At 73.3% G+C, this 24,855-nt stretch carries 22 protein-coding genes; 12 read left to right on the top strand and 10 right to left on the bottom strand.

The window, feature by feature from the left end; translation table 11 throughout:
- Positions 1-20: 20 nt before the first annotated feature.
- Positions 21-911 carry a LysR family transcriptional regulator gene (locus tag ACZ58X_RS37370; protein WP_470338020.1) on the bottom strand — a complete coding sequence of 297 codons (891 nt, stop codon included), beginning with the start codon at positions 909-911 and terminating at the stop codon, positions 21-23.
- A gap of 70 nt (positions 912-981) precedes the next feature.
- Here ACZ58X_RS37370 and ACZ58X_RS37365 point away from each other — a divergent pair, with 70 nt between their 5' ends.
- A complete protein-coding gene (locus ACZ58X_RS37365; protein ID WP_470338019.1) occupies positions 982-1,710 on the top strand; it encodes a CTP synthase C-terminal region-related (seleno)protein in 729 nt (242 codons plus the stop codon).
- Between the two features lie 36 nt (positions 1,711-1,746).
- Here the strand turns inward: ACZ58X_RS37365 and ACZ58X_RS37360 are convergent, their stop codons facing one another.
- The 3 genes from ACZ58X_RS37360 to ACZ58X_RS37350 all read right to left on the bottom strand — a co-directional run bounded on the left by ACZ58X_RS37360 (position 1,747) and on the right by ACZ58X_RS37350 (position 3,771).
- Complete coding sequence (locus ACZ58X_RS37360; RefSeq protein WP_470338018.1) at positions 1,747-2,286, bottom strand: GNAT family N-acetyltransferase; 540 nt, start codon at positions 2,284-2,286, stop codon at positions 1,747-1,749.
- Positions 2,287-2,497: 211 nt separating this feature from the next.
- Positions 2,498-3,097, bottom strand: coding sequence for a dephospho-CoA kinase (gene coaE, locus ACZ58X_RS37355; RefSeq protein ID WP_470338017.1), 600 nt, complete (start codon positions 3,095-3,097; stop codon positions 2,498-2,500).
- Positions 3,098-3,129: 32 nt separating this feature from the next.
- Positions 3,130-3,771: an MBL fold metallo-hydrolase gene (locus ACZ58X_RS37350; protein WP_470338016.1), complete on the bottom strand. Its 642-nt coding sequence runs from the start codon at positions 3,769-3,771 to the stop codon at positions 3,130-3,132.
- 62 nt (positions 3,772-3,833) lie between these two features.
- On the opposite strand from ACZ58X_RS37350, the gene ACZ58X_RS37345 reads away from it, so the two are divergent.
- Positions 3,834-4,265: a MarR family winged helix-turn-helix transcriptional regulator gene (locus ACZ58X_RS37345; RefSeq protein ID WP_470338015.1), complete on the top strand. Its 432-nt coding sequence runs from the start codon at positions 3,834-3,836 to the stop codon at positions 4,263-4,265.
- A gap of 40 nt (positions 4,266-4,305) precedes the next feature.
- Here the strand turns inward: ACZ58X_RS37345 and ACZ58X_RS37340 are convergent, their stop codons facing one another.
- Together ACZ58X_RS37340 and rpsA are read right to left on the bottom strand one after the other, a co-directional pair.
- Positions 4,306-6,513 (bottom strand): MMPL family transporter, encoded by a 2,208-nt coding sequence (locus ACZ58X_RS37340; RefSeq protein ID WP_470338014.1) that lies wholly within the window; start codon positions 6,511-6,513, stop codon positions 4,306-4,308.
- A gap of 266 nt (positions 6,514-6,779) precedes the next feature.
- Entirely contained in the window at positions 6,780-8,270 is a 1,491-nt protein-coding gene (gene rpsA / locus ACZ58X_RS37335) for a 30S ribosomal protein S1 (RefSeq protein WP_063347134.1), read from the bottom strand.
- Between the two features lie 415 nt (positions 8,271-8,685).
- On the opposite strand from rpsA, the gene ACZ58X_RS37330 reads away from it, so the two are divergent.
- The 3 genes from ACZ58X_RS37330 to ACZ58X_RS37320 all read left to right on the top strand — a co-directional run bounded on the left by ACZ58X_RS37330 (position 8,686) and on the right by ACZ58X_RS37320 (position 12,630).
- Positions 8,686-9,582 (top strand): class I SAM-dependent methyltransferase, encoded by an 897-nt coding sequence (locus tag ACZ58X_RS37330; RefSeq protein ID WP_470338013.1) that lies wholly within the window; start codon positions 8,686-8,688, stop codon positions 9,580-9,582.
- A gap of 5 nt (positions 9,583-9,587) precedes the next feature.
- Positions 9,588-12,098: an ATP-dependent helicase HrpB gene (hrpB, locus tag ACZ58X_RS37325; protein ID WP_470338012.1), complete on the top strand. Its 2,511-nt coding sequence runs from the start codon at positions 9,588-9,590 to the stop codon at positions 12,096-12,098.
- A gap of 154 nt (positions 12,099-12,252) precedes the next feature.
- On the top strand, positions 12,253-12,630 hold the full coding sequence (locus ACZ58X_RS37320) for a nuclear transport factor 2 family protein (protein WP_470338011.1): 378 nt from the start codon (positions 12,253-12,255) through the stop codon (positions 12,628-12,630).
- A 36-nt stretch (positions 12,631-12,666) separates the two neighbouring features.
- On the opposite strand, the gene ACZ58X_RS37315 is transcribed toward ACZ58X_RS37320, so the two are convergent.
- The gene (locus ACZ58X_RS37315) at positions 12,667-13,452 is read right to left on the bottom strand and encodes an alpha/beta hydrolase family protein (protein WP_470338010.1); all 786 of its coding nucleotides are present in this window, start codon (positions 13,450-13,452) and stop codon (positions 12,667-12,669) included.
- Between the two features lie 367 nt (positions 13,453-13,819).
- Here ACZ58X_RS37315 and ACZ58X_RS37310 point away from each other — a divergent pair, with 367 nt between their 5' ends.
- Entirely contained in the window at positions 13,820-14,170 is a 351-nt protein-coding gene (locus tag ACZ58X_RS37310) for a hypothetical protein (RefSeq protein WP_470338009.1), read from the top strand.
- 151 nt (positions 14,171-14,321) lie between these two features.
- A complete protein-coding gene (locus tag ACZ58X_RS37305) occupies positions 14,322-14,810 on the top strand; it encodes a GNAT family N-acetyltransferase (RefSeq protein ID WP_470338008.1) in 489 nt (162 codons plus the stop codon).
- 56 nt (positions 14,811-14,866) lie between these two features.
- On the opposite strand, the gene ACZ58X_RS37300 is transcribed toward ACZ58X_RS37305, so the two are convergent.
- A complete protein-coding gene (locus tag ACZ58X_RS37300) occupies positions 14,867-15,490 on the bottom strand; it encodes an SMI1/KNR4 family protein (RefSeq protein ID WP_470338007.1) in 624 nt (207 codons plus the stop codon).
- Positions 15,491-15,791: 301 nt separating this feature from the next.
- On the opposite strand from ACZ58X_RS37300, the gene ACZ58X_RS37295 reads away from it, so the two are divergent.
- From ACZ58X_RS37295 to ACZ58X_RS37285, 3 genes are all read left to right on the top strand, one after another.
- Positions 15,792-16,433, top strand: a complete 642-nt coding sequence (locus ACZ58X_RS37295) for a dihydrofolate reductase family protein (RefSeq protein ID WP_470338006.1) — start codon at positions 15,792-15,794, stop codon at positions 16,431-16,433.
- A gap of 4 nt (positions 16,434-16,437) precedes the next feature.
- Positions 16,438-17,316, top strand: coding sequence for an alpha/beta fold hydrolase (locus ACZ58X_RS37290; RefSeq protein ID WP_470338005.1), 879 nt, complete (start codon positions 16,438-16,440; stop codon positions 17,314-17,316).
- 142 nt (positions 17,317-17,458) lie between these two features.
- On the top strand, positions 17,459-18,382 hold the full coding sequence (locus ACZ58X_RS37285; protein ID WP_470338004.1) for a hypothetical protein: 924 nt from the start codon (positions 17,459-17,461) through the stop codon (positions 18,380-18,382).
- 72 nt (positions 18,383-18,454) lie between these two features.
- Here ACZ58X_RS37285 and ACZ58X_RS37280 read toward each other — a convergent pair whose 3' ends face one another.
- The gene (locus ACZ58X_RS37280) at positions 18,455-18,742 is read right to left on the bottom strand and encodes a hypothetical protein (RefSeq protein WP_470338003.1); all 288 of its coding nucleotides are present in this window, start codon (positions 18,740-18,742) and stop codon (positions 18,455-18,457) included.
- Positions 18,743-19,391: 649 nt separating this feature from the next.
- Positions 19,392-22,094: a DNA polymerase I gene (gene polA / locus ACZ58X_RS37275; protein WP_470338057.1), complete on the bottom strand. Its 2,703-nt coding sequence runs from the start codon at positions 22,092-22,094 to the stop codon at positions 19,392-19,394.
- A 234-nt stretch (positions 22,095-22,328) separates the two neighbouring features.
- Between polA and ACZ58X_RS37270 the strand changes: the two genes are divergently transcribed.
- Together ACZ58X_RS37270 and ACZ58X_RS37265 are read left to right on the top strand one after the other, a co-directional pair.
- Positions 22,329-22,835: a PaaI family thioesterase gene (locus ACZ58X_RS37270; protein WP_470338002.1), complete on the top strand. Its 507-nt coding sequence runs from the start codon at positions 22,329-22,331 to the stop codon at positions 22,833-22,835.
- A gap of 600 nt (positions 22,836-23,435) precedes the next feature.
- Positions 23,436-24,677, top strand: a complete 1,242-nt coding sequence (locus tag ACZ58X_RS37265; protein WP_470338056.1) for a branched-chain amino acid ABC transporter substrate-binding protein — start codon at positions 23,436-23,438, stop codon at positions 24,675-24,677.
- The last annotated feature ends 178 nt before the right edge of the window (positions 24,678-24,855 follow it).

The following is a 24,855-nucleotide window of genomic DNA, read 5'->3' as shown; positions in this document are numbered from 1 at the left end:
CGCCTGCCCTCCGCCTGCCCTCACCCCGCCAGCAGCCGCGCCAGCAGCGCCGCCGGCCCCTCCGGCAGGCTGCCGTGAAGGAGTTCGGTGCGGTGCACCAGCCGGGGCGCGGCGATCGGGGCGGACGCGATCCCGGGTGCCCGGGCAAGGACGGGCGCGGGCAGCAGGGTGAGCCCGTGCCCGGCGGCGACCAGCGCGAGCAGCCCGTGCAGGTCGGTGCCGCGGTAGCGGGTGGCGGACCGGAAGCCGTCGGTGCCGGCGGCGGCGCGCAGCCGGGCCGCGGTGGGGGTGAGGTCGGGGGCGTCCAGCCAGCGGGCGGCGGACAGGTCGGCGAGGGCGAGGCCGGGGCGGTCGGCCAGCGGGTGCCCGAGGGGCAGGGCGACGGCGAGCGGCTGTTCGTCGACGGCGACGGTGGTCAGCGGGCCGACCTCGGGCAGCGGCAACGGGTCGCTCGGCGCGGCCAGGCCGTCGATCAGCGCGAGGTCGACCTCGCCGGTGGCGACCTGGGCGGGCAGCACGCCCTGGGCGAGCACCTGGACGACGGGTTCCACCTGCGGGAACACCCGGCGCACTTCGCCGAGCGCGTGCCCCAGGGCCGCTCCGACCGCCAGTGGGGTGGCACCGAGCACCAGCCGGGCGCTCGGGGCACCGGCCAGGCGCGCGACGTCGGCGCGCGCCGCCTCCAGCCGGACCAGCAGCGGGGCGGCGTGCTCCAGCAGCCGCCGCCCCGCCGCGGTCGGGGCGACCGGACGGCGCCCCAGCAGGGCGGTGCCGAGGTCCGCCTCCAGTGCGGCGATCTGCTGGGACACCGCGGACTGGGTGTACCCGAGGTCCCGGGCCGCCTCGGAGAAGGAGGCGAGCCGGGCGACGGTGACGAAGGTGCGGAGTTGCTGCGGATCCACGGCGGTCATCAACCGATCTGATCGAGGTGTAAGAAATCATCGTTGGCGCTGATCTCGGGTGCGGGGTCAGGATAGCCCCGTGACCTACCTGACCCCCCGGATCGCCCTGGTCGGCGACCGCTCCCCCGCCGTCCGCTCGCACGCCCGCATCCCCGGCCTGCTCGCCTCCCTCGCCGAACGCGAGCAGCTGGTCCTGGACGCCTACTGGATCCCCACCGAGGACGCCGGGGCCCCGGGCGCGCTCGACGGCTTCGACGCCGTCTGGCTGCTGCCCGGCAGCCCGTACCGCAGCGAGCGGGGCGCCCTGGCCGCGATCCGGACCGCCCGCGAGAACGGCATCCCCTTCCTCGGCACCTGCGCCGGGTTCCAGCACGCGGTGCTGGAGTTCGCCCGCAACGTCTGCGGCATCACCGAAGCCGTCCACGGCGAACAGGAGCCGGACCTCGACCAGCAGGTGATCGTCCCGCTCAGCTGCTCCCTGGTCGGCCACGAGGGCGCCGTCGCGCTCACCCCCGACACCCTCGCCGAGCGCACCCTGGGCGCCACCGGCACCCAGGAGCGCTACCACTGCAACTACGGCCTCAACGCCGACTACCTGGACCGGCTGAGCGCCCACGGGCTGCGTTTCAGCGGCGCGGACGCGTCCGGCGAGGTCCGCATCCTCGAACTGCCGGAGCACCCGTTCTTCCTGGCCTCGCTGTTCCAGCCCGAGCTGTCCGGCGACGGCACCCGCGCCCACCCGATGATCCGCGCCCTGGCGGAGGCGGCCGTCGCCCACGCGGCACTCACCGGGGCGACGCCCGCCTGAGCCCGCCCGAACCCGGCGGCCCCGGCCGATCGGCCCTCACATCGGCAGCGACCGCAGCCGCACCGGCCCCTCCGGCCACCCGGCGCCCTCCGCCAGCGGCCGCCACATGGTGCGCAACGGCATGACCGCGAGCCGCCCCTCCGGCTGCTCGACCGTCACCTCCTCGGCCACCTCCCGGAATCCGAGCCCCCGGTAGAACGCCGCCAGCGGCGGGCGGCAGAACAGCAGCGCGTACCGGAAGCCGAGCGCGCGCCCGTGGTCCACGGCGCTGCCGACCACGGCGTGCGCCAGGCCCTCGCCGCGCCGCTCGGGGGCGACGCAGACGCCGCCGACCCCGATCGCGTCCAGGTCGGTGCCGCCGACGGTGAGCGGGACCGGGAGCAGCCCGGTGTGGGCGACGAGCCGGCCGTCGGCGGCCCGGATGCCGAAGTGCACGTCCTTGGGCCGGAAGGCGAGCCCGGTGTAGGCGACGCCGTACGGGTCCTCGCCGGGGCCGAGGATCTGGTCCTGTTCGGCGCGGGAGTAGCTCTCCAAGCGCTCGACGCTCAACGGTTCGGCGGAAAAACGATCATCCATCACTCCATGCTCCCTTCCCCGCCGAACGGCCTCCGAGTCCCCTCCGGGCCACCGGATCGGTCACATGATCCGACGGTCGTCCCCATGGGTACCGGGGTGTGGCAGCATGCCCCTCCTGCGCCGGCCGCCCGGCGCTCGTCCCGCTCACCGCGCACGGCCCCGAGTCCGGCCCGACTGCCCCTCGGCGCCGCCTGACGGCCGCCCCTAGCCCCTAGGCGGCAGCCCGCTCCACCAGCTCCGCCCACACCTCGTCGACCCGCGCCGACAGCGCCTCCAGCGGCCCGCCGTTGTCGATCACCAGGTCGGCGACCGCCAGCCGGTCCGCCCGCGAGGCCTGGGCGGCCATCCGGGCCCGGGCCTCCGCCTCGGCCATTCCGCGCAGCCGCACCAGCCGGTCCAGCCGTACCTCGTCGGCCGCGTCGATCACCACGACCAGGTCGAACAGCGACGCCAGCCCGTTCTCGGCGAGCAGCGGCACGTCGTGCACCACCACCGCGTCCGGCGCGGCCGCCGCCTCCAGTTCGGCGGAGCGGGCCCGCACCAGCGGGTGGACGATCGCGTTCAGCGCCCGGAGCTTCTCCGGGTCGGCGAACACGACCGCCCCGAGGGCCGGCCGGTCGAGCGTGCCGTCCTCGCGCAGCACCTGCGGGCCGAACTCGGCGACCACGGCCGCCAGGCCGTCCGTCCCGGGGGCGACCACCTCGCGGGCGATCAGGTCGGAGTCCACGATCACCGCGCCGTGCGCGGCGAACAGCCGGGACACCTCGCTCTTGCCCGCGCCGATCCCGCCGGTCAGTCCGATCTTCAGCATGGCGTCAGGCTACCCGCGCGGGATCGGACGCGTCAGCCCAGCTCCAGGCTCTCGCCGTCGCCCAGCACGGTCAGTTCCGATCCGGCTCCGGGCCCGTCCGGCCCGAGCAGCCGGGTGGCGATCATGTGCCCGATCGGGCTGAGCGTCGCCTCGTGCACCGGCACCGCCACCCGCGGGGCCGCCTCCCGGACGTAGTCGACCACCTCGCCGGCCTTGCTCCACGGCGCCGCGAGCGGCAGCAGCAGGGTGTCCACGGCGTGCGGCGGCACGGTGAAGGAGTCGCCGGGGTGGAACAGCCGGCCGTCGAGGAGGAAGCCGATGTTCTTCACCAGCGGGATGTCCCGGTGGATCTCGGCGTGCCACTCGCCGTGGACGGAGACCCCGACGCCGCCGACCTCGAAGGCGTCGCCCTCGCCGACGACGGTGATCCGCTGCCCGACGCCGTCCAGCTGGGCGGCGACCTCGCGGTTGGTCCACACCCGCAGTGCCGGGTCGGCCTCCAGCGCGGCGCGCAGCCGGGACGGCTCGAAGTGGTCCATGTGCTCGTGGGTGATCAGGACGGCGTCGGCCCCGGCCAGGGCGGCGGGGTCGGTGAAGGCTCCGGGGTCGATGACGAGGGTGGTTCCGTCGTGCTCGACGCGGACGCAGGCGTGTCCGAACTTCGTGATTCGCATGGAGGAAATACTACAGCATGACTGTACAGTCTTGCTGCACATCTTCCGGATAGACTTCCCCCATGCCCAGCAACGCCCCGCACCCGGACACCCTGGATCTCGCCGCCGACCTGCGCGCCGCCCTCGGCAGCCTGGTCCGCACCCTGCGCGACAGCGACGACCTCCCGCCCAACCAGGCCGCGGTGCTCGGCCTGCTGGTCCGCGACGAACGCTCCTACACCGTCGCCGAACTCGCCGACCTCCGCCGGGTGCGCCACCAGTCGATGGCCCGCACCGTCGCCCTGATGTCCGAGGCCGGCCTGGTCGCCCAGCAGCCCCACCCCACCGACCGCCGCAAACAGCTGATCGCCACCACCGATGCGGGCCGACTGGCCCTGCTCGACCAGCGCGCCCGCCGCGAGCACCACATCGCCACCGCCATCGAGTCCCGCCTCAGCACCACCGAGCGCGAGCAACTGCGCACCGCCGTCGGCCTGCTGAACCGCCTCGCGTGATCCGCCGCCGCCCCGGCCGGGCGGCGGCCGCCCGGCCCGGCTACGCCTCGACCAGGTCCTTGGCCGCCGGCCGCTGCGCCGGGAGCACCGCCGGCTCGATCTCCGGCAGGTCCACGTGCTCGCTCAGCCCGAACCGCCGGTGCAGCCGCCGCAGCGGTGCGGGCGCCCACCAGTTGAACTCGCCGAACAGGCTCATCGCGGCCGGCACCAGCAGGCAGCGCACCAGGGTGGCGTCCACCGCGACGGCCACCGCCAGCGCGATGCCCATCTGCTTGACCATGAGCATGTCCCCGAGCGCGAAGCCCGCGAAGACGATCACCATCAGCAGCGCCGCCGAGGTGATGATCCGACCGCTGCGCTGGACGCCCAGCTCCACCGCGCGGACGCAGCCGTACCCGCGGTCGGTCAGCTCCTTGATCCGGGCGAGCAGGAACACCTCGTAGTCCATCGACAGCCCGAAGGCGAAGGCGAAGACCAGCACCGGGATGAAGGTCTCCAGCCCGCCCGTCGAGCTGAACCCGAGCAGCCCGCTCAACCAGCCGTCCTGGAACACCAGGGTCAGCGCGCCGAGCGAGGCGCCCAGCGACAGCAGGTTCATCAGCAGCGCCTTGACCGGCATCACCACCGAGCCGGTCATCAGGAACAGCAGCACCAGCGTCCCGACCGCGACCAGGCCCAGTGCCCACGGCCCGCGCGCCAGCAGCTCGTCCTGGAAGTCCACCACCGAGGCCGCGCCGCCGGTGACGTAGGTCGTCAACCCGCCCCGGTCGGCCCGCAGCTCGTCCACCACCTGCTTGGCCGTGGCGCCCTGCGGGTCCCCGTGCACCAGCACGTCGACGGTCGACACCGCCCCGCTCACCGGCGTCACGGCCCGGACCCCGCTGACGCCCGGCAGCTTGGCCACCACCTCGTCCGCGTACGCCTGCGCCACCGGCGCCCCGCCCTCGACCACCACGGTGATCGGCGCGGCCGCGATCTGCGGGAAGCGCTGGTCGATCGCCTCCGCGACCTGCCGGCCGGCTGAGGAGGCGGGCAGCACGGCGGCACCGGAACTGCGCATGTCGGCATGCAGGAACGGCGCCCCGGCCGCCATCAGCACGCCCACGCAGGCGAGGGTGACGAGCACCGCCCGCTTGCGGACCCGGCGCACGGTACGGCTGAAAAAGCCCTCGTCCGGGACGGGTGCGCTCGGTGTCCTGATCCGGCCGCCCGCGAAGCCGAGCAGGGCGGGGATCAGGGTGAGCGCGGCCGCGACCGCGATCACCACCACGCTCACCCCGGCGGCGGCGACCGCGCCCAGCACCGGACTGGTGAAGACGAACAGGCCGGACAGGGCGACGGCCACGGTCAGTCCGGAGAAGGCGACGGTGCGTCCGGCGGTCGCGGCGGTGCGTTCGACGGCTGCGGCGATGCCCGCGCCGTGGCCGCGCTCCTCGCGGAAACGATTCACCATCAGCAGCGCGTAGTCGATCGAGAGCCCGAGCCCCAGCACCGTGGCGATCGGCAGCACGCTGGTGTCGATGTCCATGATCCGGCTGAACCCGAACATGGCCAGCAGCGCCCCGCCCACCGAGGCGACGGCGCCGATCACCGGCAGCGCGGCGGCGGCCAGACCGCCGAACACCAGCACCATGACGACCAGGGTGAGCGGCAGGGTCACCATCTCGCCGAAGCGGGTGTCCTGCTCGGTCTGCTTCTTGACCTCCTGCTGGAGGACCAGGTCCCCGCCGACGGTCACGTGCGCCCCGCCCGCGCCGTTCAGGGCGGCCAGCCGATGGGTGGCCGCGTCGGTCTGCGCCGAGGTCGCGGTGTCGGCCATCCGCACGCTGACCAGGCCGGCCCTGCCGTCGGCGGCCCGCAGTGCGGCCGCGCCCGGGCCGGAGCCGTACGGGTCCTGGGCGCCGGCGACCCCCGGCAGGGCCGCGATCTCGGCGGTGGCCTTCTGCACGGCGGCCCGGACGGCCGGATCGTCCACCGGTCTGCCGTCCACCACCGCGGTCAGCGTCCCCTTGACCGGGTCGGCCGCGGCGACCACCGCACTGCCCCGGTCCGCCTCGGCGGTCGCGGAGGACGCCCCGGCCACCGACCCCTCGAACACCCGGCCGCCGATCAGCACCCCGACGACGAGGACCACGGCCCAGAAGCCGAGCACCCAGCGACGGTGGCGGAAACAGAACCGGCCGATCGCGGCGAGCCGGCCACCGACCACAGCGGCGGGGACGGCGGAGGAGGGGTTGCGCATGCGCATGAAGGAGCCTTTCGGGCAGCTCCACTCAATGTAGGTGCAACCCGAACTCCGGCCTATAGCAGGGCAATGAGCCTCATCTCACATTTCCCTTCACATAAACCACACATAAGTCAAACCGGAAAACGAAGGCTTGGGAGAAGGCGCGGAACACCCGAGAACCCGGAGCCGGACAGCGCGAGGTCGACCGGAAACGCGAAACGGGCCCCACCCGGAGTGATCCGGATGGGGCCCGTTCCCTAGCTGTCAGCTAGTGGGGGGCGAGAGCCTCAGCTCTGGCCGCCCGCCAGCTTCTCGCGCAGGGCGGCCAGGGCCTCGTCGGAGGCCAGGGCGCCCGAGCCCTCGTCGCTGCTGGACGAGTAGGAGCCACCGGCAGCGGCGGCGACGGCGTCGCCACCCTCGGCAGCGGCCTCGGCGTCGGCCTCGCGGCTCTTGATGACCTGGGCCTGGTGCTGCTCGAAGCGGGACTGCGCCTCGGCGTACTGGCGCTCCCACTCCTCACGCTGCTTCTCGAAGCCGGCCAGCCAGTCGTTCGCCTCGGGGTCGAAGCCCTCCGGGTAGATGTAGTTGCCCTGGTCGTCGTACGAGGCGGCCATGCCGTACAGGGTCGGGTCGAACTCGACCTCGGCCGGGTTGGCACCCAGGGCCTCGTTGGCCTGCTTGAGCGACAGGCTGATGCGACGACGCTCGAGGTCGATGTCGATGACCTTGACGAAGATCTCGTCGCCGACCTGGACGACCTGCTCCGGGATCTCGACGTGGCGCTCGGCCAGCTCGGAGATGTGGACCAGGCCCTCGATGCCCTCGTCCACGCGGACGAACGCACCGAACGGAACCAGCTTGGTGACCTTACCCGGAACGACCTGGCCGATCTGGTGGGTACGGGCGAACTGCTGCCACGGGTCCTCCTGGGTCGCCTTCAGCGACAGGGAGACGCGCTCGCGGTCCATGTCAACGTCGAGAACCTCGACGGTGACCTCCTGGCCGACCTCGACAACCTCGGACGGGTGGTCGATGTGCTTCCAGGACAGCTCGGAGACGTGCACCAGGCCGTCGACGCCACCCAGGTCCACGAAGGCACCGAAGTTGACGATCGAGGAGACGACGCCGGAGCGCACCTGACCCTTCTGGAGGGTGGTGAGGAAGGTCTGGCGGACCTCGCTCTGGGTCTGCTCCAGCCAGGCACGGCGGGACAGGACCACGTTGTTGCGGTTCTTGTCCAGCTCGATGATCTTGGCCTCGAGCTCCTTGCCCACGTAGGGCTGGAGGTCGCGGACGCGGCGCATCTCGACCAGCGAGGCGGGGAGGAAGCCCCGGAGGCCGATGTCGAGGATGAGACCACCCTTGACGACCTCGATGACGGTACCGGTGACGATGCCGTCCTCTTCCTTGATCTTCTCGATCGTGCCCCAGGCACGCTCGTACTGAGCGCGCTTCTTGGACAGGATCAGACGACCCTCCTTGTCCTCCTTCTGGAGAACCAGGGCCTCGATGTTGTCACCGACGGCGACGACCTCGTGCGGGTCAACGTCGTGCTTGATCGAGAGCTCGCGGGACGGGATGACGCCCTCGGTCTTGTAACCGATGTCGAGGAGGACCTCGTCACGGTCGACCTTCACGATGACGCCCTCGACGATGTCGCCATCGTTGAAGTACTTGATGGTCTCGTCGATGGCGGCGAGGAAGGCCTCCGCGTCGCCGATGTCGTTGACCGCGACCTGCGGGGTGGTGCTGAGGGAGGAGTCGGTGGGGCTCGTCATTAGGAAAAGGGCTCCGGTACGGACATGAAAGTCGTAGGTAATGCCACGCGGAGGGCCCGTATCGCTCCCACCGAAAGCCGGACAGCCAAGAACACGGCACACCGGAACTCCCGTGAACAACGAGAAACCGGCGTCCGTCTTGCGACCGTGGGGTCTTCGACAGATGCGAGCGCGACCTGCTCCGTCCGAGGCGCGCAGGCCCGCAGCGCAACTTGTAGCATACGGGGACGGCCAGGCACGGTCAACGCCAGAAGAGGCAAGACGGTGGAGCCCGGTACGGATCAGGCCATATCCTCCGATTGCGCACCTCGCGGTGGCGCACGAAGGGGCCCTGTCCCCGGATGCCACCGCCAGGATCCGGCCCTGATCGGGCCGTTTCGCGGCAGCGGCGCTTCCGCACTCCATACCCTACGCGATGGGCATTGTCACCGTGGCCACCACCCCCCAGTCGTCCCTTCACGATCTTGACACCTCCCCCGCAGGGGCTGCCGAGTTCGACGAGTTCGAGGAGGAGGACGGCGACGACGCGGTCCGGCGCGAGGCCGGGGTCGGCGAGAGCAGCCGGGCCAGCCGGCACTGGTGGGACCGCAACGCCGACGAGTACCAGGACGAGCACGGCGAGTTCCTCGGCGACGACCGCTTCACCTGGTGCCCCGAGGGCCTGGACGAGGCCGACGCCCGCCTGCTCGGCGACGTGGCGGGCAAGGACGTGCTGGAGATCGGCGCCGGCGCCGCCCAGTGCTCCCGCTGGCTGGCCGCCCGCGACGCCCGCCCCGTCGCCCTCGACATCTCCTACCGCCAGCTCCAGCACTCCCGCCGGATCGACCTCGGCCGGGGCGTGCGGCCCGTGGCCGTCGTCCAGGCCGACGCGGCCGTCCTGCCCTTCGCGGACGCCTCCTTCGACCTCGCCTGCTCCGCCTACGGCGCCGTCCCGTTCAGCGCCGACACCGAGCGGCTGATGCGCGAGGTGCACCGGGTACTGCGGCCCGGCGGGCGCTGGGTGTTCTCGGTGACCCACCCGATCCGCTGGGCCTTCCCCGACGAGCCCGGCGTCGAGGGCCTGACCGCGATGTCCTCCTACTTCGACCGCACCCCGTACGTCGAGCAGGACGAGAACGGCCACGCCACCTACGTCGAGCACCACCGCACCCTGGGCGACCGGGTCCGCGAGCTCGTCGCCGCCGGCTTCCGGTTGATCGACCTGGTCGAGCCCGAGTGGCCGGCCGGGCTGGAGCAGGAGTGGGGCGGCTGGTCCCCGCTGCGCGGGCGGCTGATCCCCGGCACGGCGATCTTCGTCACCGAGCGGGGCTGAGGTCCTTGAACCCCGCTTGGCGCGAACTCCCGGTCCGCACCGCCCTCCCCGCGCTGCACGAGGCCCTGGACGGGGACGGCACGGCCGTCCTCGCCGCCCCGCCCGGCACCGGGAAGACGACACTGGTGCCGCTCGCCCTGGCGGGGCTGCTCTCCGACGGCCGGCCGGTGCGCCGGGTGCTGGTCGCCGAGCCGCGCCGGCTCGCCGTCCGGGCCGCCGCCCGGCGGATGGCCTGGCTGCTCGGCTCGTCCGTGGGACGCGAGGTCGGCTACACCGTGCGCGGGGACCGGCGCGTCGGCGCCGACACCGTGGTCGAGGTGGTCACCACCGGGGTACTGCTGCAACGCCTCCAGCGCGACCAGGAGTTGCCCGGGGTGGACGTGGTCGTCCTGGACGAGTGCCACGAACGGCACCTGGACGCCGACACCGCGCTCGCCTTCCTGCTCGACGTCCGGGCGGCGCTGCGGCCGGAACTGCGGCTGGTCTGCGCCTCGGCCACCTCCGACACCGAGGCCTGGGCCGAACTCCTCGGCGGCGCAGCGGTGGTGGAGGCGCACGGGGTGTCCCACCCGGTCGACGTGGTGTGGGCGCCGCCGCCGCGCGCCGTCCGGCCCGCGCACGGGACCAGGGTCGATCCGGCGCTGCTCGACCACGTCGCGGCCGTGGTGCGGCGGGCGTTGGGCGAGCAGGACGGGGACGTGCTCTGCTTCCTGCCCGGGGTCGGCGAGATCGCCCGGGTCGCCGGGCAGTTGAACGGCGTACCGGCCGACGTGCTGCAACTCCACGGCCGCGCCCCACAGGCCGTCCAGGACGCCGCCCTGACGCCGTCCGCGGCACGCCGGGTCGTCCTCGCCACCGCCGTCGCCGAGTCCTCGCTCACCGTGCCCGGCGTGCGGGTCGTGGTCGACGCCGGACTCGCCCGGGAGCCGCGCACCGACCACGCGCGGGGACTGGCCGGGCTGGTCACCGTACGGGCCTCGCTCGCCGCGGCCCGCCAGCGCGCGGGACGGGCCGGGCGCGAAGCCCCCGGCACCGTCTACCGCTGCTGGAACGAGGCCGAGGACGCCCTCGCCGCCCGCTTCCCCACCCCCGAGATCGCCCTCGCCGACCTCACCTCCTTCGCCCTCCAGGCCGCCTGCTGGGGCGACCCGGACGCCACCGGCCTCGCCCTGCCCGACGCCCCGCCCGCCGGGGCGATGGCCGCCGCCCGGCAGACCCTGACCGCCCTCGGCGCGGTCTCCCCCGACGGCCGGGCCACGGATCGCGGCGTCCGGCTCGCTCGCACCGGGCTGCACCCCCGACTGGGCCGCGCCCTGGTCGACGGGGCGGCGGCCGTCGGCGCGCGGCGGGCCGCCGAAGTGGTCGCCCTGCTCTCCGAGGAGCCGCCGCGTGCCCTCGGCGACGACCTCGGCGCGGTGTGGCGGGCGGTGAGGGACTCCCGGGACCCGTACGCCGGCCGCTGGCGCGACGAAGTCCGCCGGTTGCGGCGCGCCACCTCCGACGAACCCGCGACCGCCCTGCCCGACGCGACCGCCGTCGGACTCGTCGTCGCCCTCGCCTTCCCCGAACGCATCGCCCGCGCCCGGGTCGAACGGCCCGCCCCCGGCGAACGCAGCCCGTACCTGATGGCCTCCGGCACGGCCGCCGAACTCGCCCCCGGCACCGCCCTGGGCGCCCTCCCCTGGCTCGCCGTCGCCGTCGCCGACCGCCCGGCGGGCTCGCACTCCGCCCGGGTCCTGCACGCCGCGGCACTGGACGAGTCCACCGCCCTCCAGGCCGGCGCCTCGCTCGTGAGCGCCCGCGAGGAAGTCCACTGGGACACCCGCCGAGGCGAGGTCGTCTCCCGCCGGGTCGAATCCCTCGGCGCCATCGAACTCGCCGAGAAGCCCCTCAACCGCCCCGACCGGGCACTCGTCCGCGCCGCCCTCCTGGAAGGCCTCTCCCGCGAAGGCGTGAGCGAGGTGCTGACCTTCACCTCCGGCCTCCGCGAACGCCTCGCCTTCCTCCGCACCGCCCTCGGCGACCCCTGGCCCGACGTCTCCGACGAGGCACTGCTCGACCGCGCCGAGGAATGGCTGGAGCCCGAACTCTCCCGCGCCCGCCGCCGCGCCGACCTCGCGAGGATCGACACCACGGCCGCCCTCCAACGCCTCCTCCCCTGGGGCACCGGCGAAGCGGGCCGCCTGGACGAACTCGCACCGGAACGCATCACCGTCCCGTCCGGCTCGAAGATACGGGTGGACTACGGCACCGAACGCCCGGTCCTGGCCGTCAAGTTGCAGGAACTCTTCGGCTGGACCACGACCCCCGCCCTGGCCGCCGGGCGGGTGCCCGTCACCATCCACCTGCTCTCCCCGGCCGGCCGCCCCGCCGCCGTCACCGGCGACCTGGCGTCGTTCTGGCGCGAGGGCTACCGAGCCGTCCGCGCCGAACTCCGAGGCCGCTACCCCCGCCACCCCTGGCCCGAGGACCCGACCACGGCCGAACCCACCCGCCGCACCAACCCGCGGAACTGACGCCGCCGCAAGGCCGTCGGGAGACGTCGGGAGGCCGTCGGGAAACGTCGGGAGACATCGGGAGACCTTCAGGCGGGCTCGAAGCCCAGCCGGCGCACCACCCCGAGCACCCACGCGGGACGAGCGCACCCGCAACGGCTGGTATTACTAGGGCATGCAGGAAGAGATGGCACGCTCCGCGATCGACACCTTCATCTCCGCGTTCAACGCCTCGGACGACAGCTATGTGACTGCCCTCCTCTCCCAGGCCCTGACCTCGGACGTGGTCTTCTGGGGGCCGTTGGGTCGCAGCGAGGGAATCGCCGCGGTCGAGCGGTTCGTGCTGGACATCCGGCGCCACCCGGCGGGGACCGGCACGATGGCGCGCTGCTCGGCGGTGGACATGCCCGACGAGTGGGCCCGGTACCAGTGGGTCTTCACCACGCCGGACGGAGGCCCCCGCCTGGCGGGAACGGACGTCGTCCACCTGCGGCGGAACCTCATCGACCAGGTCATCGTCTTCGCGGGGGAGATCGGGCCGTCCGACTCCTGAGTCGCCCCCTTCTGCCGCTGTCCTTCTCAGATCAGCTCAGGCCGGCCGGGTGGTGGGGCCGCCGAGGTGCCGGGCGAAGAAGCGGGCCGCGCTGTCGGCCTCGAAGCGGGGGAGGTCCTTGTGCCTGCCCGAGTTCACGTGCAGGGACTTCTCCTTCGAGGCGAAGGCGTCGAACAGGGCGAGGCCCTCCTCGCGCGTGATGTGCTCGTCGTCCCACTGGAGGTCGAACTCGATCGGGACGGTGATCCGCTTCGCCTGCTCGGCCAGGGTGTCGGGCCAGTGCTGGCCGAAGACGGCGGCGGAGATCCTGGGTTCGCCCGCCACGAAGGGGATGCCGATCGCGGTGCCCATGTTGATGCCCCAGAAGCCGACCGGCCCGTCGGCGCCGATCTCCGGGAGCTCCTGGAGGGCGTCCAGCAGCGCCCGGTACTCGGGCACCGCCTGCTCCGCCAGGTGGTCGTTGTAGCGCACGACGATCGGGCCCTCCGGCTCGCCCGCCGCCCGGGCCGCGTACAGGGCGGCGATCTCCGCCTCGTCGTGTGCCGTGCGCGGCCGGTCGCCGTGGCCGGGTGCGTCGATGACGGCGACGTGGAAGCCGCAGCCGGCCACCAGGAGTCGGGCGCGGCCGGACATCGCCGGGTGCTTCTTGTGGTTGCCGCCGCCGTGGGCCATCAGGACCAGGGGCGCGGGGTCGGCCGCGCCGGAGGCCGGGGACCAGAGGACACCGGGGACACCGGGGACGCCAGGGCCGGCGCCCAGGGTGAAGTCTCGCTCGAGGATGCCGTTCGAGGACGACTGGGCGGTGAAGTGCGAAGAGTGCATGAGGTGTTGCCTTTCGGGAGTGCCTGGCTGTCGAGGCGCTCCCGGCGACACCTACGTCAATCGCCCGACCGTGACGAGCGGGGGAGCACCCACATGGGTCCAGCGTTCATGGGTCTCACCTCCTCGGGCGGTTGCACGGTCGCTCGGAAGCTACCAGCCCGGGCGATCATCCCTCAACCCCTTTTCCGCCCGTACGCACCGGAGGTCGGCCCGGTCGACCTCCCGCGCCGCGCCCTCAACTCCGCAGGGCCGGTTGCTCTTTCGGGGGAATTTCGGGCCGACCCCGGGACAGCCGTGACCGCCCTCGGTCAAGGTGGCACCGGGCCCTCCCCCGGGCCCGCGCGATCCCCCGAGGAAGGGCACCCCTATGCGCGTCTCCCCGTCCCGGCTCGTCCGCACCGGCGGCACCATCGGATCGATCGCCCTGGCGACCGTCCTCGCGACCGCCACCACGGCGGCCTCCGCCGGCCCCACGTCCTTGCAGATCGACGACGGCACCACCGTCAGCTCCCGGCAGGTCACGGTCGGGCAGTGCGTCAACCCCTCGCTGACCACCCACATCCAGAGCATCGCCGTGGGGAACCGGGCGGGCAACGGCAGCGCGACCGTCTTCCAGTCCCGCAACTGCACCGGCAACGTGATCCGGCAGGGCCGGAGCCCCATGTTCTTCAACCCGCCGACCTCGATCGGCTCGGTCCGCATCGACTCCGCCCCCTGACCGCGCGGGCGCAGGAAGTCGACCCCGCCGACTTCCTGCGCCGTGGCACCACGGCAGTCCGCGTGGCTCGTGGGGCCGAAACCCCTTGGACGGCACGGGGACCGGCTTGCTGCAATGGCAGCGCGGCAGAAGAAGCAGAGGGGGTACGGCGATGACCGGGATCAGGCTGCACCTGTCGGTGCGCGGCCTCACCGACGCGGACCTGCCGTCCTGCGGCTGGGCCGGCTCCGCCGAGCACGTGCGCCGGCTCGCCCACCAGATCCGCCGAGCCGAGGCGGGCGAGATCGACTACCTGGCGGTCTGCACGCCGGTCGGGCTCCCGGTGGCGGTCGGCGGCGTCGACTACACGGTCGAGCCCGGCGCCGGCACGCTCTGGCAACTCGGCGTCCACCCCGCCCTGCAGTCCTGCGGAATCGGCACGCTGCTGATCCGCTCAGCCGAGCAGCGGATCCGCGCCCGGGGCCTGACCCGCGCCGAACTCGCCGTCGAGGAGGTCAACCCACGTGCCCGCGCCCTCTACGAGCGCCTGGGCTACCGGGTCTTCGGCCGCAAGCCCGACTCCTGGGACGTCGAGGCCGCGGACGGCTCGCTCCAGCGCTACGAGACGACGTGCACGCTGATGCGCAAGGACCTGACGTGACACCGGACTTCGGGGACTTCCCGGCCTTCGGGCCGTCCTGACCCGGGCCCGGTACGTCAACGGCCCGCCGTGGTGGGCTGCCAGGTGAGATCGAGTACGGCGTCGACCGTGGCGGTGCCGGGTGCCTGGGAGCCGCCGAGGGCCGCGTGGCCCAGCAGCACCGGCGTCCCGGCCTCCAGCGCCTGGGTGACGTCCTGGAGCATCGAGGTCACCGAGGCCCACTGGGGAACGTCCAGGATCCAGGTCTCGTGGTCCCAGAGGAGCACCGCGCCGCGGGTGTCACCGGGGCGCAGGTCGACGATCAGTCCGTCGCCGCCGGGGCTCATGGCGATCGGCATGAACTCCCGCTGGTAGCGGCTCTCGGGCCGCCCGTTCCCATCGAAGGAGTCGCCGTCCTGCGCCGCGACCAGCAGCCAGGTCTCGTGGGTCTCCAGGGCCTCGTCCAGCGACATCGGGGCGAACTCGCCCGGGATCCAGTGACCGGCGGCGACCTCGGGCAGCAGCCACCAGGCCCGCAGGTCGGCGGGCAGCGGCAGGCCGAGGTCCGCCTCGAACGCGTCCAGCCGGGCCGCGTCCGTCGCCGGTCCCGCCGATCTCACCGGGCCCCGTCGGGTGTGCGCGGTGAGCCAGGCGTCGACGCGGCTCCAGGAGGTCGGGACATCGTGATCGGCGCTGCTCATGGCCGGCAGTCTGCCGCACCGGACCGACACCGGAAGTCGGCCCGTCCGACGTCCGGTGCCGGACGGGCCACCGCCGGACGGGCCATCGCCGGACGGGGCACCGCCGCTGCCGGGGCTGCTCGAACTCGAGGTACCCGCCCGAATCGCGATCCGCCGGACGGGGTGGTCGGCGGGTCCGGAAACCGGGTGTCGGCGCGGCGATGAGTTTTCCGGCCCCAACCGGTCTACATCTCGACGGGACCGGCTGGTCCCACCGACCGGCCGGTCCCACCGACCGACCCAGCTCATCGGGAGTACAGACATGGGCCTCATCCACATCGAAATGTTCGCGACCCTCGACCTCGTCGGCCAGGCGCCCGGCGGGCCCGACGAGGACCCGGCGGGATTCCCGTACGGCGGCTGGCAGGCGCCCCTGCTGAACGAGGCCACCGGGGCGCAGATCCTCGCCGCGTACGAGGGCACGGACGCGCTGCTGCTCGGCCGGCGCACGTACGACATCTTCGCCTCCTACTGGCCGCACCAGAAGGAGGGCGAGATCGCCGAGCTGTTCAACCGCGTCCCGAAGTACGTCGCCTCCCGGGGCACGACCGACCTCCCGTGGGCCGGCTCCACCCGGCTGGGCCCCGACCTGGCCGGCGCGGTGCGCGAGATCCGCGACCGGCACGAGCACGTGAAGGTCGTCGGGAGCCTGAACCTGGTGCAGACCCTGCTGCGCGAGAAGCTCTTCGACCGCCTCGACCTCTGGGTGCACCCGATCGTGCTCGGCGTCGGGAAGAAGGTCTTCGAGGAGGGCGCGGTGCCCACGAACCTCACGCTCCTCGAACCCCCGGTGGCCGGCCCGCAGGGCACCGTTTACCTGCGGTACGGGCTCGCCGAGGGCACGCCCAGGACGGGCGACATGAGCCTGCCCGACCGCGGTCTCGGGGACGACGGGGCCCGGTGACCGGATGACCACCGTTCACGCCGCCGTCCACGCCAACGGGGTCGTCTCGGGCGCCGAGTCGTTCGGTGCCGACGACGCGCCGCTCGTGCTGCTCGCGGGCGGGCCGACGATGCTGTCCTGGCCCGACGCCCTCTGCGAGCGGCTCGCCGCCGGCGGGCGCCGGGCGGTGCGCTACGACCTGCGCGACAGCGGGGCGTCGACGACGGCGGATCCGCAGGCGCCCGCCTACACCCTGCGCGACCTCGCCGCCGACGCCGCCGCCCTGGCCCGCGCGTTCGGCGGTGCGGGCCGGGGCGGCGGGAGGCCCGCGCACCTCGCGGGGATCGGTGTCGGCGGGATGGTCGCCCAGGTGGCCGCGCTCGACCACCCGGGGGCGTTCTCGGCCCTCACCCTGGTCGGCACCCGCGCGGTCGCCCCCGGCCCGCCCGACGACGACCTCCCCGACCACGACCCGGCGATGATGAGCCGGCTGTTCGCCCGTCCGGCGCCGGACTGGAGCAGCCGCACGGCGGTGGCGGAGTTCGCCGCCGCCGGCGCGGAGATCCTCGGCAACGATCCCGGCGCCGCCCGCGCGACCGCCGCGCGCATCTGGGACCGCACGCCCGGTACCGCTCCCCCGGTCCAACTCGCCAACCAGCTGGGCCTGGTGTTCTCCCGGCTCGACTGCACACCCCGCTGGCGCGAGCGCCTGCCCGGGATCCGGGTCCCCACGCTCGTCGTGCACGGCCGCCGCGACCCGTTCTTCCCCGTCGGCAACGGCGAGGCGCTCGCCCGTGAGATCCCCGGGGCCCGGCTGCTCGTCCTCCCGGAGGCCGCCACGGCGATCCCCGACGCGGCGGTCGACGAGGTCGCCGGGGCGATGCTCGCGCTCGGACCGGGGTGAGGCAGGGTGGGTGGGCACACCCGGTGAGCAGGGAACCCACCGGGTGTGCCCACCCGCCCCACCCACCGCCCCGCCCTTCGCCCCACCCACTGCCCCGCCCTTCACCCCGGCCCCGAACGGGCCCGCAGCACCCAGGACCCGCATGCCCCACGACGACGCCCTCCCCGCCCCCTCCCCCCGGCCCGAGGCGCTGCTCCTCACCGGGACGGTCGGCGTGGGCAAGACCTCCACCGCCGACCTGCTGGGCGACCTGCTCGCCGACCTGGGCGTACCGCACGCGGTCATCGACCTCGACCGGCTCTGCCAGGCCTGGCCCGCCCCCGCCGAGGACCCGTTCCAGCACCGCCTCCTGCTCGCCAACCTGCGGGCGGTCGCCCACAACCACCGCGCGGCCGGCGCCCGACTCCTCGTGCTGGCCGGTGTCGCCGAGAACACCGCCGAACGCGACGCCTACCAGGACGCCCTGGGCGTGCCGCTGCGGGTCTGCCGCCTGACCGCGGACCTCCCCGCCGTCCGCGCCCGCCTCCGGGCACGGCACGAGGCCGACCACGACACGGCCTCCCTGCCCTGGCACCTGGAGCGGGCCGAGGAACTCCACCGCGTCCTGGAGGCGGCCGGGATCTCCGACCTCACGGTCGACACCACCCACCTGACACCCGCCCGGACCGCGGCCGCCGTCCTCGAAGCAGCCCACTGGAACACCGCCGCCACCGCCACCCCCGCCACAGCCGACCAGCCGAGCGGCCGGCACCAGCACCTGCGGTTCTTCTTCGAGTACGGCGTCGACACCCCGCTGTGGCCGGGATCCCCGGACCATCCGGACCTCGACAGCCCCTACGGATCGCCCTGCGAGCCGGAGTTGCTGCCCATCACCCCGGCCACCCGGGACGAACTGACGCGGCTCGCCGACCGGTACCAGTCCTCCCTCGACTGGGACGACCCGGGCGGCCCCTCCCTCTGGACCCCGGACCAGTGGGAATCGTTCCGCACCGCGGCCGACGCCGCCCTGGCAGCACTGCGCCACGACCTGGGCGACGGCTGGACGGTCACGGACCGCAGGAGCTGAGCCCACGCCCACGCCCACGCCCACGCCACGGGCAGCAGGCAGCAGGGGCGCCCCGCCCCCGCCCCCCGCACGTCAGTGGGTGTGGTTCGGTCCGGGCGGCGTCGGGGTGCCCATGGACTGCCCCGGGCGCAGGATCGGAATGCCGACCTGAGTGGGGGTGCACGTGATGACCCGGCCCGCCGGGTCGTGGATGCAGGTGTGCTGGGGGTCGGGATCCTGTGCCACCGTCCGGCATTCGGCGCAGGGCACCGGGGCGATGTCGTGCGGGTCCTGCCCGGTCGGGGCCTTGGGCTTCGCGGCCCCGGCGGCCCCGGCGGCCCCCTGCGGCTTGGCCGCGGGAGCGGCAGAAGCCTTCGCCACGGGCTTCCGCGGCGCGGCCGGGGCGCTGCTCCCCGGCTCGTCCGCCTCCGGCGAGGCGGAGGCCCCAGCCGGCTCCGGCTCCGACGTCACGGTCGGGCTCGGGCTCGGGCCCGACGCAGCCGGCGCCCCGGTCGGCGTCGACGCGACCGTGGGCGTCGGCGCAGCGGGCGGCGAGGGCTCCGCCGTCGGACTCGCCGCCACGCTCGGGGTGCCCGCCCCCACCGGCGCCGCCGACCCGCCCCCGCCCCCGGACAGCGCCCACACCGAGCCCCCGGCCGCCACCGCCACCAGCAGAGCCGCCGGTACCACCAGCCTGGCCCGCAGGAATGCCCGGCTCCCCACCGCGCCGTCGTCCGCCTCGGTCATCGTTGCTCCCCCCGACTCGTCGCCGCGCCCACTGCGCGACGGCCCGGCAGATCGTAGCGGCGGGCGACGCCGTCGACCCGATCGCCTCCGGTGCCACCGGCGCCGCCCTGACCGTGAAGGCTTCGCCTGCATCCTCTCCGAGCGCCCGCGTCCCAGGGGAGTTCGGGTGGTCTCCCGCCGGCGGGGGCCGGGAGCACCGGCCGGGACCAGAGCCCCGGAACACGGCGGCGGGCCCGGACACGCCACCGTGTCCGGGCCCGCCGCCGAGGATGACCGCAGCGGGTCAGTGCGCGGCGGCTTCCCAGTTGGCGCCGACGCCGACGGAGACGTCGAGCGGGGCGCGCAGCGGGTAGGCGCCGGCCATCTGCTCGCGGACGACGGCCTCGACCGGCTCGCGCTCGCCCGGGGCGAGTTCCAGCACGATTTCGTCGTGCACCTGGAGCAGCATCCGGGAGGTCAGCCCGGCGGCGCGCAGGGCCTCGTCGACCCGCAGCATGGCGATCTTGACGATGTCGGCGGCCGAGCCCTGGATGGGGGCGTTGAGGGCCATCCGCTCGGCCATCTCGCGGCGCTGGCGGTTGTCGCTGTTGAGGTCGGGCAGGTAGCGGCGGCGGCCGAGGAGCGTCTCGGTGTAGCCGGTGGCGCGGGCCTCCTCGACGACGCGGTGCAGGTAGTCGCGCACGCCGCCGAAGCGCTCGAAGTAGGTGTCCATCAGGCCCTGGGCCTCGGCGGGCTTGATGTTGAGCTGCTGCGAGAGCCCGTACGCGGAGAGCCCGTACGCGAGGCCGTAGGACATCGCCTTGATCTTGCGCCGCATCTCGGCGTCGACCGCCGCGCCCGGGACCTCGAAGACCTGGGAGGCGACGGTGGTGTGGAGGTCCTCGCCGGAGGCGAAGGCCTCGAGCAGGGCCTCGTCCTCGGAGAGGTGCGCCATGATCCGCAGTTCGATCTGCGAGTAGTCGGCGGTGAGCAGCGACTCGTAGCCGGCCCCGACGACGAAGGCGCGGCGGATGGCGCGCCCCTCCTCGGTGCGGACCGGGATGTTCTGGAGGTTCGGGTCCTGCGAGGAGAGCCGGCCGGTGGCGGCGACCATCTGGTTGAAGGTGGTGTGGATCCGGCCCTGCGGGGAGACGGTCTTGAGCAGGCCCTCGACGGTGGTGCGCAGCTTGGCCTGGTCGCGGTGGCGCAGCAGGATGACCGGCAGTTCGTTGTCGGTCTGGGTGGCGAGCCAGGTGAGCGCGTCGGCGTCGGTGGTGTAGCCGGTCTTGATCTTCTTGGTCTTGGGGAGGGCGAGTTCGCCGAAGAGGATCTCCTGCAGCTGCTTGGGCGAGCCGAGGTTGAACTCGCGCCCGGCGGCGGCGTGGGCCTCCTCGACGCAGCGCTGGATCTCGGCGGCGAACTGGGCTTCGAGCCGGGTGAGCCAGTCGCGGTCGGCGGCGATGCCGTAGCGCTCCATCCGGGCGAGGAGGGCGGCGATGGGCAGTTCCATGTCGTGCAGCAGCTCGGCGGCGCCGACCTCGGCGAGGCGGGTGTCGAAGAGCGTGGCGAGGTCGAGTACGGCGCGGGCCTGGAGCATGAGTGCCTGGGCGCGCGCGGCCTCGGCGTCGACGCCGTCCTCCTCCGGGGCGTCGAAGGAGAGTTGGCCGCTCTCGGCGGCGGGGGCGGCCGGGGTGAGCGAGCGGGCCAGGTACTCCTCGGCGAGCACCTCCAGGGTGAAGGTGCGGCGGCCGGGCTTCTCCAGGTAGGCGGCGAGCGCGGTGTCGGCGACGACCCCGGCGACCGTCCAGCCGCGTTCGGCGAAGGCCCGCATGACCTGCTTGGCGATGTGCAGGGCCTTGGGGGCGGCCGGGTCGGCGAGCCAGTCGGCGAAGGCCCGCTCGTCCTCCTCGGCGAGCTGCGCCGGGTCGAACCAGGCGGCGGACTCCCCGACGGCCAGGGCGACTTCGGTGACCTCGCCGGCACCGAGGGCCCACTGGTAGACGGCGGCCAGCGCCACCGGCGCCTTGTCGTCGCCGGCGTGCTCGCGCAGCCAGGCGGCGAGCGTGCCCGGGTCGGTGAGGAGTTCGCCGTCGACCTCGACGCCGGGGGCGAGTTCGGCCTCCGCGGCCTCCGCGGCACCGGCCGGGTCGATCCCGAACACCCGGTCGCGGAAGTTGACGTTGCGGAACTCCAGCGACTCCATCAGGGTGCCGACGGCGTCCCGGTCGAAGGCCTGCCGGGCCAGGTCGGGGACGCCCAGCGGGAGTTCGACGTCGCGGACCAGCTCGGTGAGCACCCGGTTGCGCTTGACCGAGTCGAGGTTGTCGCGCAGCTTCTCGCCGATCTTGCCCTTCACCTCGTCGGCGCGGGCGACGAGTTCGTCGAAGGAGCCGAACTGGTTGACCCACTTGGCGGCGGTCTTCTCGCCGACGCCGGGGATGCCGGGCAGGTTGTCGGACGGGTCGCCGCGCAGGGCGGCGAGGTCGGGGTACTGGCGCGGGGTGACGCCGTACTTCTCGGTGACCTTCTCCGGGGTGAAGCGGGTGAGCTCGGAGACGCCCTTGGTCGGGTAGAGCACGGTGACGTGGTCGGTGACGAGTTGGAGGGAGTCGCGGTCGCCGGTGACGATGTCGACGTCGTAGCCGGCCGCTTCGGCGGCGGTGGCGAGGGTGGCGATGATGTCGTCGGCCTCGAAGCCCTCGACCGTCATCCGGGGGACGTTCATGGCGTCGAGGAGTTCGCCGATCAGGCCGATCTGGCTCTTGAACTCGTCCGGCGTCTTGGCCCGGTTGGCCTTGTAGTCGGGGAACTCGGCGGAGCGGAAGGTCTGCCGGGAGAGGTCGAAGGCGACGGCGAGGTGGGTGGGCCGTTCGTCCCGGACGGTGTTGGCGAGCATCGAGGCGAAGCCGTAGACCGCGTTGGTGGGCTGTCCGGTGGAGGTGTTGAAGTTCTCCACCGGCAGGGCGTAGAAGGCCCGGTAGGCCATCGAGTGCCCGTCGAGCAGCATCAGCCGGGGCCGCGGGCCGGCCCCGCCGCCACCCGTCGCGCCCTTGTCCGTACTCTGCGTAGCCACGTCAACGTCCGTTCCTGCCGATTCCACTACCGGTCACCGATCCTATGGCCCGGCACCGACAAAAGGGGCGCCGCGCCGGTCGGGCCTGGCCCGCTACCAGTGAGTAGGACGGTCGTACGATCACAGGCAGCACGACGACGTGACCCCAGAGCGGCAGGAGTTCCCCCGATGACCGACGCGGCCCCCGGCACCGCCCCCGAGAACGCCCCGGGCACCGCCCCCGACGGCGCCCCGGCCCCCGTCCTGAACGTCCCGCAGGACGTGCTGGACCACTTCGCCAAGCTCGGGGTGAACCCGGAGACCTTCTCCGGCGGCCACCTCGGCGAGAAGCTCGGCATCCGGATCGTCGAGGCCTCCGGCGACCGGGTCGTCGGCACCATGCCGGTGGAGGGCAACCAGCAGCCGTACGGGCTGCTGCACGGCGGCGCTTCGGCGGCGCTGGCGGAGACCCTCGGCTCGATCGGCGCGATGCTGCACGCCGGCCCGGGCCGGTACGCGGTGGGCGTGGACCTCAATGCCACCCACCACCGCTCGGCCACCTCCGGCCTGGTCACCGGCGTGGCGACGGCGGTGTTCAAGGGCCGCACCGCCGCGACGTACGAGATCGCGATCACCGACGACACCGGCAAGCGGATCACCAGCTGCCGGCTGACCTGCATGCTGCGCGACCTGTAACGGGCCTCCGAGCGGTACAACGGGCCGCCGGGCAGCGCCAGTTCACCACCGAGAACATCAAGTCTCCTTCCCGCCCCCTTGTTTGACCTTCCGCCACCCTGGGCAGGCGTTGGTCTGAACGAGGGGGCGTCGGCATGCCCGGGTGCGATCGGCACGCCCCCGAACCTGTAACACTGCGTAACAGGTGGGAAATCCCAGCAGGTGACAGTTCCGCGGCCCCCCGAGGCGCGGAACCTCTTCGCCGCACCCCCACTGTCCGTAATGCGGACGTGCACGGCCGAATGCCGCACACCGGACATCGCTGTCCGATTATCGACGCTGCCAGCTGCAACCCCCATTTCTGGCCCTTACATCCCTCTACCAGCAAGTAAACGCCCGGCAGTTCAGGATCGGTCGAGCCGGAACGACCACATGCTGAGACAAATGCTCCGTGTGCTCATAACAAGAGAATCACAGCCTGCCCACAGCACTGCCCGAGCCGCCCAACGGCATCTAGAGTCACGGCCAGTCACCGCGCCATCCGGAATGGGCCCGGCCCTCCGCGCATCCCGGCTCCCGCCACTCAGGCGCGGGCGCCTCCTGAACCGAATGGGGACCCTCGTGCGTCATCGTTCCGCAATTGTCGTGAGCATTGCCGTGATCGGCGCCCTCAGCCTCACCGCCTGCGGCTCCCGCGGCGGGAAGTCCGGCGACAACGCCGGCGGCAAGGACAACGGCTCCACCACCGTCGTCATCGGCGTCGACGCCCCGCTCACCGGCGACCTCTCCGCCCTCGGCCTCGGCATCCGCAACTCCGTCGACCTCGCCGTCAAGAACGCCAACGCGACCAACGAGGTCCCCGGCGTCAAGTTCGAGGTCAAGGCCCTCGACGACACCGCGAAGCCCGCCCCCGGCCAGCAGAACGCCACCCAGCTCGTCGGCGACCCCAAGGTCCTCGGCGTCGTCGGCCCGCTCAACTCCAGCGTGGCCCAGTCCATGCAGCAGATCTTCGACGACGCGAGCCTCACGGAGATCTCCCCCGCCAACACCGGCGTCGCCCTCAGCCAGGGCGAGAAGTGGGCCAGCGGCGACAAGAAGCGCCCCTTCAAGTCCTACTTCCGCACCGCCACCACCGACGCCGTCCAGGGCCCCTTCGCCGCCCAGTTCCTCTACAACGACGCCAAGAAGACCAAGGTCTTCCTCATCGACGACCAGAAGACCTACGGCGCCGGCCTCGCCTCCACCTTCAAGGGCGAGTTCACCAAGCTCGGCGGCACCCTGGCCGGCGAGGAGCACGTCAACCCCGACGACCGCGACTTCTCCGCCATCGTCACCAAGGTCAAGACCTCCGGCGCCGACGCCGTCTACTACGGCGGCGAGTACCCCGCCGCCGGCCCGCTCTCCCTCCAGCTCAAGGACGCCGGCGTCAACATCCCCCTGATGGGCGGCGACGGCATCCAGAGCGGCGACTTCATCAAGCTCAACCCCAAGGGCCAGGGCGACTTCGCCACCGCCGTCGGCCTGCCCGTCGAATCCCTCGACACCGCCAAGAAGTACATCGCCGACTACAAGGCCGCCGGCTACAAGGACGCCTACGAGACCTACGGCGGCTACTCCTACGACAGCGCCTGGGCCATCATCCAGGCCGTCAAGTCCGTCGTGAGCAGCAACAACGGCAAGCTCCCCACCGGCGACGGCCTGCGCAAGACCGTCCGCGACGCCGTCCAGAAGGTCTCCTTCGACGGCGTCACCGGCAAGGTCTCCTTCGACGAGTTCGGCGACACCACCAACAAGCAGCTCACCGTCTACACCGTCAAGGACGGCAAGTGGGCCGTGGAGAAGTCCGGCACCTTCAACGGCTGACACGCCTTCAACGGCTGACGCACCGGCCGGCCCCACCGAACCACCAGCGCGGGGGGGGGGGGGGGAGGAACCCCCCCCCCCCCCCCCCCCCCCCCCACCCCCACCCCCCCCCCCCCCCCACACAGGAGCCGAAATGCCCACACACCCCCCATCCACATCCCCCAACCCCCCACTCCCC

It is taken from the genome of Kitasatospora sp. NPDC040550, from assembly GCF_055594965.1.
Note: the sequence above shows the minus strand (reverse complement) of the source record. Positions and strands in the feature narration are given on the sequence as shown.

Excerpts from the sequence above, each read along its gene's own strand:
- ACZ58X_RS37370 (WP_470338020.1), bottom strand. The coding sequence starts at position 911 with ATGACCGCCGTGGATCCGCAGCAACTCCGCACCTTCGTCACCGTCGCC.
- ACZ58X_RS37360 (WP_470338018.1), bottom strand. The coding sequence starts at position 2,286 with ATGGATGATCGTTTTTCCGCCGAACCGTTGAGCGTCGAGCGCTTGGAG.
- coaE (WP_470338017.1), bottom strand. The coding sequence starts at position 3,097 with ATGCTGAAGATCGGACTGACCGGCGGGATCGGCGCGGGCAAGAGCGAG.
- ACZ58X_RS37350 (WP_470338016.1), bottom strand. The coding sequence starts at position 3,771 with ATGCGAATCACGAAGTTCGGACACGCCTGCGTCCGCGTCGAGCACGAC.
- ACZ58X_RS37345 (WP_470338015.1), top strand. The coding sequence starts at position 3,834 with ATGCCCAGCAACGCCCCGCACCCGGACACCCTGGATCTCGCCGCCGAC.
- ACZ58X_RS37340 (WP_470338014.1), bottom strand. The coding sequence starts at position 6,513 with ATGCGCATGCGCAACCCCTCCTCCGCCGTCCCCGCCGCTGTGGTCGGT.
- rpsA (WP_063347134.1), bottom strand. The coding sequence starts at position 8,270 with ATGACGAGCCCCACCGACTCCTCCCTCAGCACCACCCCGCAGGTCGCG.
- ACZ58X_RS37330 (WP_470338013.1), top strand. The coding sequence starts at position 8,686 with ATGGGCATTGTCACCGTGGCCACCACCCCCCAGTCGTCCCTTCACGAT.
- ACZ58X_RS37320 (WP_470338011.1), top strand. The coding sequence starts at position 12,253 with ATGCAGGAAGAGATGGCACGCTCCGCGATCGACACCTTCATCTCCGCG.
- ACZ58X_RS37315 (WP_470338010.1), bottom strand. The coding sequence starts at position 13,452 with ATGCACTCTTCGCACTTCACCGCCCAGTCGTCCTCGAACGGCATCCTC.
- ACZ58X_RS37310 (WP_470338009.1), top strand. The coding sequence starts at position 13,820 with ATGCGCGTCTCCCCGTCCCGGCTCGTCCGCACCGGCGGCACCATCGGA.
- ACZ58X_RS37305 (WP_470338008.1), top strand. The coding sequence starts at position 14,322 with ATGACCGGGATCAGGCTGCACCTGTCGGTGCGCGGCCTCACCGACGCG.
- ACZ58X_RS37300 (WP_470338007.1), bottom strand. The coding sequence starts at position 15,490 with ATGAGCAGCGCCGATCACGATGTCCCGACCTCCTGGAGCCGCGTCGAC.
- ACZ58X_RS37295 (WP_470338006.1), top strand. The coding sequence starts at position 15,792 with ATGGGCCTCATCCACATCGAAATGTTCGCGACCCTCGACCTCGTCGGC.
- ACZ58X_RS37290 (WP_470338005.1), top strand. The coding sequence starts at position 16,438 with ATGACCACCGTTCACGCCGCCGTCCACGCCAACGGGGTCGTCTCGGGC.
- ACZ58X_RS37285 (WP_470338004.1), top strand. The coding sequence starts at position 17,459 with ATGCCCCACGACGACGCCCTCCCCGCCCCCTCCCCCCGGCCCGAGGCG.
- polA (WP_470338057.1), bottom strand. The coding sequence starts at position 22,094 with ATGCTGCTCGACGGGCACTCGATGGCCTACCGGGCCTTCTACGCCCTG.
- ACZ58X_RS37270 (WP_470338002.1), top strand. The coding sequence starts at position 22,329 with ATGACCGACGCGGCCCCCGGCACCGCCCCCGAGAACGCCCCGGGCACC.